The 9,076-nt window shown below is 41.0% G+C and carries 7 protein-coding genes; 4 read left to right on the top strand and 3 right to left on the bottom strand.

Annotated elements, in window-relative coordinates; translation table 11 throughout:
- The first annotated feature begins 180 nt into the window (after positions 1-180).
- Complete coding sequence (locus OGM63_RS15245; RefSeq protein ID WP_263746438.1) at positions 181-1,236, top strand: thiamine phosphate synthase; 1,056 nt, start codon at positions 181-183, stop codon at positions 1,234-1,236.
- Positions 1,237-1,272: 36 nt separating this feature from the next.
- On the top strand, positions 1,273-1,485 hold the full coding sequence (thiS, locus tag OGM63_RS15240; RefSeq protein WP_263746437.1) for a sulfur carrier protein ThiS: 213 nt from the start codon (positions 1,273-1,275) through the stop codon (positions 1,483-1,485).
- Positions 1,486-1,717: 232 nt separating this feature from the next.
- Here thiS and OGM63_RS15235 read toward each other — a convergent pair whose 3' ends face one another.
- Positions 1,718-2,935 (bottom strand): glycosyltransferase family 4 protein, encoded by a 1,218-nt coding sequence (locus OGM63_RS15235; RefSeq protein WP_263746436.1) that lies wholly within the window; start codon positions 2,933-2,935, stop codon positions 1,718-1,720.
- 1,000 nt (positions 2,936-3,935) lie between these two features.
- Here OGM63_RS15235 and OGM63_RS15230 point away from each other — a divergent pair.
- Entirely contained in the window at positions 3,936-4,925 is a 990-nt protein-coding gene (locus OGM63_RS15230; RefSeq protein WP_263746435.1) for a DUF1517 domain-containing protein, read from the top strand.
- Positions 4,926-4,978: 53 nt separating this feature from the next.
- Here the strand turns inward: OGM63_RS15230 and OGM63_RS15225 are convergent, their stop codons facing one another.
- Both OGM63_RS15225 and OGM63_RS15220 read right to left on the bottom strand, forming a co-directional pair.
- Complete coding sequence (locus OGM63_RS15225) at positions 4,979-5,590, bottom strand: hypothetical protein (protein WP_263746434.1); 612 nt, start codon at positions 5,588-5,590, stop codon at positions 4,979-4,981.
- A gap of 407 nt (positions 5,591-5,997) precedes the next feature.
- Positions 5,998-7,848 carry a bifunctional serine/threonine-protein kinase/formylglycine-generating enzyme family protein gene (locus tag OGM63_RS15220; RefSeq protein WP_263746433.1) on the bottom strand — a complete coding sequence of 617 codons (1,851 nt, stop codon included), beginning with the start codon at positions 7,846-7,848 and terminating at the stop codon, positions 5,998-6,000.
- A 361-nt stretch (positions 7,849-8,209) separates the two neighbouring features.
- On the opposite strand from OGM63_RS15220, the gene OGM63_RS15215 reads away from it, so the two are divergent.
- Positions 8,210-8,917: an ATP-dependent Zn protease gene (locus OGM63_RS15215; RefSeq protein ID WP_263746432.1), complete on the top strand. Its 708-nt coding sequence runs from the start codon at positions 8,210-8,212 to the stop codon at positions 8,915-8,917.
- Positions 8,918-9,076 lie beyond the last annotated feature (159 nt).

Raw genomic sequence — 9,076 nt, 5'->3', positions numbered from 1 at the left:
CCCATGCACCCTGACCCCTTGCCCATTGCCCATTCCCCATTGCTCATTGCCCATTGCCCATTGCCCATTGCCCATTGCCCATTGCCCATTTTTTAATAAATAACCAACTTCGATGCGAAAAAGATTGCAAATATGAAAGAGGCTGGCTGTGACGATGAAAGCACTAATAGGGTTGTTCTAATGGTCGAGCCATACAGCCAAACAGAGGAGATACAGCATGTTGTTTACCGCATTTTAGACGCAAATTTAGATCGCGCTCGTGAAGGCTTGCGAATTATCGAAGAATGGTGTCGCTTTGGGCTGAATAATGCCCAATTAACTCTTGAATGTAAGCATTTACGACAAGATGTAGCTAGTTGGCATACGGCTCAAATGCGGGCGGCACGAGATACAATGGGCGATGCTGGTACTGAGTTAAGTCATCCTCAGGAAGAACAACGCACCAATATCAAATCGTTATTGCAAGCTAACTTTGGTCGCGTACAAGAAGCAATGCGGGTGCTGGAAGAATATGGCAAGCTCAGTCATCCGAATATGGGGAAAGCTTTTAAGCAGATGCGTTATCGGGTTTATACCCTGGAAAGTACTTTATTAGGTTATCAGCGTCATCAATTGCTATTGCGATCGCGTCTTTATCTTGTCACCTCCCAAAGTGAAAGTTTATTGTCAACCGTTGAAGCTGCCCTGAAAGGTGGATTAACGCTTTTACAGTACCGCGATAAAATCGGTGATGATACTGTGCGTCTAGAACAAGCCATGAAGTTGCGGCAGCTATGTCACAGCTACGGCGCTCTTTTTATCATGAATGACCGAGTGGATTTGGCTTTGGCAGTAGATGCAGATGGGGTGCATTTAGGACAGCAAGATATGCCGATTGCCATTGCCCGACAATTACTCGGACCGCAGCGCTTGATAGGTCGTTCTACCACAAATTCAAAAGAAATGCAAGGGGCAATTACCGATGGGGCAGATTATATTGGTGTTGGACCAGTTTATGAAACTCCCACAAAAGTGGGTAAGGCAGCAACTGGCGTAGAATATGTCAGTTATGCAGCGAAAAATAGTCCGATACCTTGGTTTGCCATTGGGGGAATCGACCCAAATAATATAAACGAGGTGATTGACGCAGGCGCCGAACGTGTAGCGGTAGTGCGATCGCTTATGGAAGCCGAACAACCTACTTTAGTAACACAATATTTCCTCTCCCAACTTTATCGCGTTAAAGCAAATGTTTAAACAATTCCCAAATTATTTTTAGTACATCTGTGACTTATGTCTGACCAGATTACACTTTCTCTAAACGGGGAAACTCGTACTTGCTCTTCCCTTACAGCTTTACCCGATCTACTCCAAGAATTAGGTTTTAATCTCCGTTTAATAGCGGTAGAGTATAATGGGGAAATTTTACACCGTCAGTTTTGGTCCAAGACAAAAATACACCAAGGCGATCGCCTTGAAGTCGTCACGATTGTCGGGGGTGGATGAGTCAATGGTGAATGGTCAAGGGTCAATGATTATAGACTAACTCCCAACTCCTAACTCCAAACTCCAAACTCCTAACTCCCAACTCCCAACTCCCAACTCCCAACTCCCAACTCCCAACTCCCAACTCCCAACTCCCAACTCCTAACTCCTAACTCCCAACTCCTAACTCCTAACTCCAAACTCCAAACTCCCAACTCCTAACTCCCAACTCCCAACTCCTAACTCCCAACTCCTAACTCCAAACTCCTGAAGCGTAAAGCGTCCGGTGAAGGGTTTTGCGTTTGGCTAGTTCTTTTCCGATGCGACCTAGTTTTTCACGTAGCTGCTGGTCTTGACACAAGCGACTGAAAGCTTGAAAAATTTCACAGCCAGAATTCGGATTAACTAGGATGCCATTTTCTTCATGGCGAACAGCATCGATCACACCACCTAAAGAAGAAGCAATTACAGGCTTACCGAAGTAACCTGCTTCTAAGTAAACTGCATCAAAACCTTCTATACTGGCGGATTTGGTGTCAAACAAACTAAGCATAGCAAATAAATCACAAGCTGCATAGTAGCCAGCTAATTCGCGATCGCCTACATATCCGGCAAAGTGTACCCGTTTATCTACTCGCAAGCGACGTGCTAAAGATTTCAGTTCTAATTCACAAGCACCCTGCCCACAAAGTATATAGTGAACATCTATCCCCTGAGTCAGTAGTAGTGTTAAGTTTTCAATCACTCGGTCGAAGCCTTTACACTTTTCAAGTTGTCCTACTGAAAGAATGACTACAGATGTTTCCGGAATATTGTACGCTTGACGGACGCGAACACCTAAGTTATCAATGCTATCAATGGCTGCTACCGCAAATTTTTCTGGTCTGAGGATAGGATTAATAATGTGGGTAGGAGTATTAAATCGGAAATTCGCTTTCAGGTAATCTTTTATAAACGAACTTTTACAAACAATTCCTTCGGCTCGGATCAATGTTAATGCGAATAGAATACGCCACAACGGATTGCGTAAAACATGAACCACATCATTCCCATGTAAGTAGATAAAAAAACGGATAGGTAATAAATAGCTTAATAGCAACAGGCAAAGAAAGTTGTAGCCGTGACCCCACTCTATGTAGCGGTAACGATAGCGAAAATAAAGTTGCACCGCTAGCACAAATGACAAGACCAGATTGAGAATATGTTTTATCTTATTCTCGACAAAACCACTACGCCAAAATCTCGGGTTTGACCAGCGGTACACGGGAAACTGTTGATCGCGGTCAAATGCTTTGTCTCCAGAACAACTACCCGCTAAAACAATTACCCTTTCTGGGTCTTGCAGACAGCGATTATATATATATTCTCCAATTCCACCCTCCGTCGGCAAGAAGGTACGTGATATTACTAAGATGTCAGGATAGGCTGTTTTGTCTTGGATTTTTGCATCAATTTGTGATATTTGTTCCATGAAAACTTCGCTGTCTAAACTTCTTAATTGTTTATTCTGTGGACTGGAGAAAATTTAGATAAAGTTGCTTTTCATAATTATCGACTTTTCCTAGTGCAGTTTTTATCACTAAATTTGAATAATCGGCAACCTTTAATAATCAGTATTTTGATTTTTTCTCGTCCGTCATCAATCAGATGATGTATGACAATTAATCCCATAAATCATAAATCACGCTATTTTTCCCGAACTATCCTCAAAAAAAATTAGGAAATTATTTTGGAAGAAAAATATTTTTATTTGTATTTAGGAAAGTAAAAGAATCAACAATAATTCTTAAGTAGCGATGAGAAAAAAAAATGACCTAAGTATAATCTACTGTAGAAATTCCTAAGTCTATCTACTATAAATAGTTTATCTTAAATACAGGCATAATGTTATGCCAAAATGCCGATAATGCTTTGAATCGTGGCTTTGTGAAATACATTTAAATGCGCTGAAATGCGCTCCAAACGTGGTCTATCTGGAGTAAGTGTCATTTAATTAAAGTTAAAAAGGCGATCGCGACTCCACGGCAATAGGTTAATGCATAACTAAAAAGTGTTCACTAGCCTATACAATCGATGATAACCAAAAATATCTGCAAGCATCCATAAAAGATTATTTTGATCGCCTGAAAAAAAAATTGCAATCCCAAACTGAAGTCTGAGTTATCGCGGCTGACAGCGGTGATAAGTTTTTCTGATTTGTACACCCTCGCACTTTTCTGGTGGAGATAATTAGTTGCTTAGATAGAAAATTTCATGAATGTACGGTTATCTACTCCAGAAATCCCCCCTGCGATCGCGGCACGCCTATAATAAGACGCGGTAAATTAAAGGTATAGCAATAGATGAATCTTACACAGAGCTAGTAAATATCAAAAACAGAGCTCCGTACGGTAGGAGTTTCATCTATGCACAAACTCCTACCAGTACTAGGAGAAATCATAAGTAATAACATGAATTCAAGTGACTGTGTTATGCGTAAACAACTACAACAAGCCATCAAACCGCTATTAAAAACTTTGTTTGTCCTCAGCTTAGTGTTTACTTTGGCACTGAGTCACGTAGACGAGGCATTAGCCGCCCGGAGTGGTGGTAGAATCGGCGGTGGTTCCTTCAGAGCGCCTTCTAGCCGCACCTATTCACCTCCCGGTGGGGGATACAGCGGTGGATACGGTGGTGGCTACGGTGGGGGATATTATCCTGGTGGTGGTGGATTTGGGTTTCCTTTCTTGATTCCCTTCTTTGGTATTGGGTCTGGATTTGGTGGTTTGTTTACCATCTTAATTTTCTTGGCGATCGCTAACTTCATGGTACAAGCTTTCCGTCGCGCTACCGGTGGCGAAACCACAGAGGATACAGGCTACAGCAGCAATCCCAATGTTTCCGTCACTCGTCTGCAAGTAGCTATGTTCGCACAAGCTCGTGAACTGCAACCCGAACTCAACCGAATTGCCGAAACAGCTGACACCAACTCCCCAGAAGGTAGAGCCGAAATTTTGCAAGAAGCCAGTCTCGCTTTGCTACGCCATCCCGAATACTGGGTATATGCAGGTGGTGGTACAGAGCAAGTGCGTTTAAATTCAGCTGAAGCTCAGTTTAACCGTTTAACACTGGCAGAACGCAGCAAATTTAGCGAAGAAACTCTTTCTAACGTTAACAACCAGCTAAAAGCAGCTACTCCCAAAAATGCTTTATCTGGTGCTGATGTTGACAACCCAACTGACCTAATTACCCAAGGTCCTGGAGAATATATCATTGTCACCCTCTTAGCGGCAACACTGGGTAAGTTTGAAATTCCAGCAGTCAACAACGTTGAGGAATTACGTCAAGCTTTACGCCAAATTGGTAGTATCCCCAGCGATAAACTTCTGGCAATTGAAGTTCTCTGGACTCCGCAAGCTTTAGGTGACACTCTCACCTCTGATGATTTATTCGCAGAGTACGCCGATTTGAAGCTGGTTTAAACCGTAGTAAGCGCTTCAGCGCTTTATTTAGCGCTCAAGCGCTTACTACGAAATTAAAAATAAATAAAATCTTTTACTTGAAATTCTTTCGACTCCTTACGCTTTCTTTTTTTACCCACATCGTAATAAACAAAATCTAAAATTACTTTATCTCGACCTATTATTTGATAATTTTCTATTCTATCTAAATAACGATTTTTATTTTCATAAATTGGCTTTGCTAACTTAATTCCCGGAAAGATAATCTTTTCTTGCTTTAAAATAAATCCCCGCTGTGCGTCTGTATCCAACCATACAGGACTTTTATAAACGACAATATTATAATATTTAAATTTAATTTCTTGCTCTGGTTGATAAATACCAATTAATAAAAAGATTATAGTAGCGTTGTTGAAAATCCAGAGAGAAAGCAAGCTTGGTAATAAAAATATCCAAAAATTTATCAGTTTTAGCCACCATCTGCGAAAGAAAAACCCATTAACTACAAGTACAAACGGAATCAACAAGAATAATGCTACAGCGATCGCGTTGAATGAAGGAAATACAAAACTAAATATTTTAAATATCAAATTTACTAAAAACAAAACCGTACATAACCCAATAATAACCAGGTTCAATAATGGTTGGTTTTTGCTTGGTTTGAAAAACCTGAATAACTGCTTCATTAAATTTTCCCTTCATCAGGTGTCGTAGAGACGTTCCACTCTTTACGTCTCTACAATATATGTGATTTTTCGGACATGATTTTACACAACAAAACCGCCTATTGCATGATAGACGGTTTTTTATTAATTATTTTATGATAGTTCTTCCTTATCAAGATTATAATAACCTATTTTGGAATCGCAGTCAATACCTTTCCCAAACCAAATTCAACGGCATTCAGAAAACACAAATTTATGATAGTTCTTCCTTATCAAGATTATAATAACCTATTTTGGAATCGCAGTCAATACCTTTCCCAAACCAAATTCAACGGCATTCAGAAAACACAAATTTATGATAGTTCTTCCTTATCAAGATTATAATAACCTATTTTGGAATCGCAGTCAATACCTTTCCCAAACCAAATTCAACGGCATTCAGAAAACACAACCCTAAAGCCACATATTCTGAGTCCCCCAACTGCTTCATTCCAACTGCGACTAGCGCTGCGGCAAAGTTCCGGACTAAAGCTCCAAGAACCACCACGCAATAGCCGACGATGTTCATCTCCGCCAAGTTCCCAAACGGTGCCGTCTGTGGGTGCCCCTTCATAATTTTTGTGCCAGGGGTCGGCGCACCATTCCCAAACTAAGCCGTGCATGTCGTACAATCCAAAGGCGTTGGCAAGTTGAAAGCTGCCGACATCAGTGGTTTCTTTACGGAATTTCCCTTTTGCATCCAAAGCGTAGGAATCGCTACCACCGCAGTTTGCTAATTCTGGGGTGACAGTTCTGCCAAAGTGGTAGGGTGAAGTGGTTCCTGCCCTACAAGCATACTCCCATTCGGCTTCGCTAGGTAAACGATAGTTGCGTCCAGTTTGTTCTGAGAGTCGAAAACAAAATTCTACGACTTCGTGCCAAGATACATTTTCAACTGGTCTATTTATACCTTTAAATTTGGATGGATGGGGATTCAAAGATTGTTTGACTTTGGGTAATGCTGCTACTGCTCTCCATTGTGCTTGAGTTACGGGATATTTTCCCATAAAAAAAGGTGCGACGGTGACTTGATGTTGTGGATGTTCGTCTGCATCTCCTTCAAATTCTGGGGAACCCATCATAAAAGTTCCACCGGGAATTGATCCCATTTCTAATTTGATGACTTTACCAAAGTCTTCTATTAAGCAGTTTGCACTTTGACGGTTGCGGCTAATTTCTTTACCTTTTACATCTACTGTAACTACTTCAAATTGAAATTCTGATAAGGAGGGCAATGATGATATGATTTGCGTTTCTGCTGGTGATGTCGATTGAGCAGTAGATAATATTGTTGGTGCAGTATTTTCGATCAAGTTGATTTTGGGGGATTTCAAGTCTTGAATAACTTCTGCTGCTGATTGATATCTTTCACTCGCTAAGTGTTTCAGTAATTTATCCAGAATTTCCCCAAATTCTTCGTTGATAAAAATGCCTTTTTCTTCTAATCTCTCTCTCCACATCCACTGCCCATTCATGGCATCATAAAGATTATCTTGAATCTGTCCATAATCGTCTAGAAGCGGTAATGATTTCGTTAAAAGTCGCACGCAGGTGACACCTAATGAGTATAAATCGCTTGCGTGACAAGCGAATCCAGCCATTTGCTCGTTCGGTGCATAACCAATTGTATAAATTACTGTAGCTTGTCTAACTAAACTGGTTTGTGTTACTTGTTTCGCACCACCAAAGTCAATCAATACTAGTTTACCATCACTTTCACGACGGATGATGTTTTCTGGTTTGATGTCGCGATGGATGACGTGACGTGAGTGAACAAATTCTAAAACCGGTAATAAATCAAGTAAAATTTGGCGAATTTGTTCTTCGTTAAAGGGTTGTTGTTGAACTTCAGCTAAAAGTGTTTTCCCAATAATAAATTCTTGCACGAGATACAAGCTAATACCTTGTTGAAAGTATGCAAGTAATCTGGGAATTTGGATGTGATTTTCTCCGAGTTCATACAACCGAAAAGCTTCTTCTTGAAAGAATTGTGCGGCTTTGATACGTTGTCCTGTTCCCTGAACTTGTGGGACAAATTGTTTGATGACGCAAGGTGCATTTAATCTGTCTGCGTCTGCTGCTTCGTAGGTTCTACTAAATCCACCTTCTCCTAATAGTCTCAATACCCGGTAGCGGTTTCTGAGAAGTTTGTCAAAGTTGCTTTGTCCGCAACTTATGCAATATATATTGCCATCAGGATTGAAGGGATTTAAACAATTGGGATTTTGGCAGATTTGCATGTCTAAGCTGGAGAACACATCTTGTCCAAAGTAAGTCCCAATATTATCGAATTAAAAAGAGATATTAAGAGATATCTAGACAACCAAACAAAGAATTTAGCAGTTAGTTAGAGACGCCTCTGAGTGGAACGTCTGTACGAAAGTAGCGGTAGAGACGTTCCACTCAGAGGCGTCTGTACGAAAGTCTGAATTCTGGTTTATTTGTACTTGGCGGTTTATAAATATGAATATATATGCGCGCACAGATTTTCCTTATAAAATAATAATCTAAGGCTGTTGGTTTTGTCAACTGCTTTAGTCAAAGTTTAACGATCGCATCATAATTAAGAAAGATTACGCGCTGACTCAGAAATATACTCCAATGAGCCAAACTTCTTTAAATTTAGTTGCAATATCCATTTTTTTGATGACTTTATCGGTGTTGCTGGGACCTTTGGTCAATTTATCACCAGCAGTACCTGCGATCGCTACTTTTACAATTTTGGGAATCGCTACTTTGGATTCTTTCAGTTTGCAAGGTAAGGGAGGTTCTCTGCTTTTAGATTGGATTGCGGGTTTTTCAGGGGAACATCGCGATCGCATTGTCCACCACGAAGCGGGTCACTTTTTGACTGCTTACTTGCTGGGTATCCCTGTCAGCGGCTATACTCTGACAGCTTGGGAGGCTTTGAAGCTAGGACAACCAGGACTTGGTGGGGTTGCTTTTGATGATGCGGAATTAGCTTTGCAACTCGAAGAAGGTAAAATCACTGCCCAAATGCTGGATCGCTATTGTACTGTTTGGATGGCGGGTATTGCGGCTGAAGCTTTGGTGTTTGATAATGCTGAGGGTGGTTCTGATGATAAAATAAGAATTGCAGCAGTATTGAAAAGTTTGGGCTTTTCTGCACCAGCTTATGACCAAAAACAGCGCTTTTGCTTGCTGCAAGCGAAAAATTTACTACAAGAAAATTGGTCTAGTTATGAAGCTTTGGTAGAAGCAATGCGACAACGTGCTTCGGTGAAAGATTGTGAAGAAGCGATCGCGCTTAATACCGAGGAGCGGAGTTGGGAGTTGGGAGTTAGTTAGGAGTTAGGAGTTAGGAGTTGGGAGTTAGGAGTTGGGAGTTAGGAGTTGGGAGTTGGGAGTTGGGAGTTGGGAGTTGGGAGTTGGGAGTCTGGAGTTAGTTAGGAGTTGGGAGGTGGGAGTTGGTAGTCTGTCGATTATACACATCTCCGAGGCCACGAG

It is taken from the genome of Plectonema radiosum NIES-515, from assembly GCF_025753815.1.
Lineage (GTDB): Bacteria > Cyanobacteriota > Cyanobacteriia > Cyanobacteriales > Nostocaceae > Hassallia > Hassallia radiosum_A.
Note: the sequence above shows the minus strand (reverse complement) of the source record. Positions and strands in the feature narration are given on the sequence as shown.

Coding starts and splice junctions, on each gene's coding strand:
- thiS (WP_263746437.1), top strand. CDS start 1,273: ATGTCTGACCAGATTACACTTTCTCTAAACGGGGAAACTCGTACTTGC.
- OGM63_RS15225 (WP_263746434.1), bottom strand. CDS start 5,590: ATGAAGCAGTTATTCAGGTTTTTCAAACCAAGCAAAAACCAACCATTA.
- OGM63_RS15215 (WP_263746432.1), top strand. CDS start 8,210: ATGAGCCAAACTTCTTTAAATTTAGTTGCAATATCCATTTTTTTGATG.
- OGM63_RS15235 (WP_263746436.1), bottom strand. CDS start 2,935: ATGGAACAAATATCACAAATTGATGCAAAAATCCAAGACAAAACAGCC.
- OGM63_RS15230 (WP_263746435.1), top strand. CDS start 3,936: ATGCGTAAACAACTACAACAAGCCATCAAACCGCTATTAAAAACTTTG.
- OGM63_RS15220 (WP_263746433.1), bottom strand. CDS start 7,848: ATGCAAATCTGCCAAAATCCCAATTGTTTAAATCCCTTCAATCCTGAT.
- OGM63_RS15245 (WP_263746438.1), top strand. CDS start 181: ATGGTCGAGCCATACAGCCAAACAGAGGAGATACAGCATGTTGTTTAC.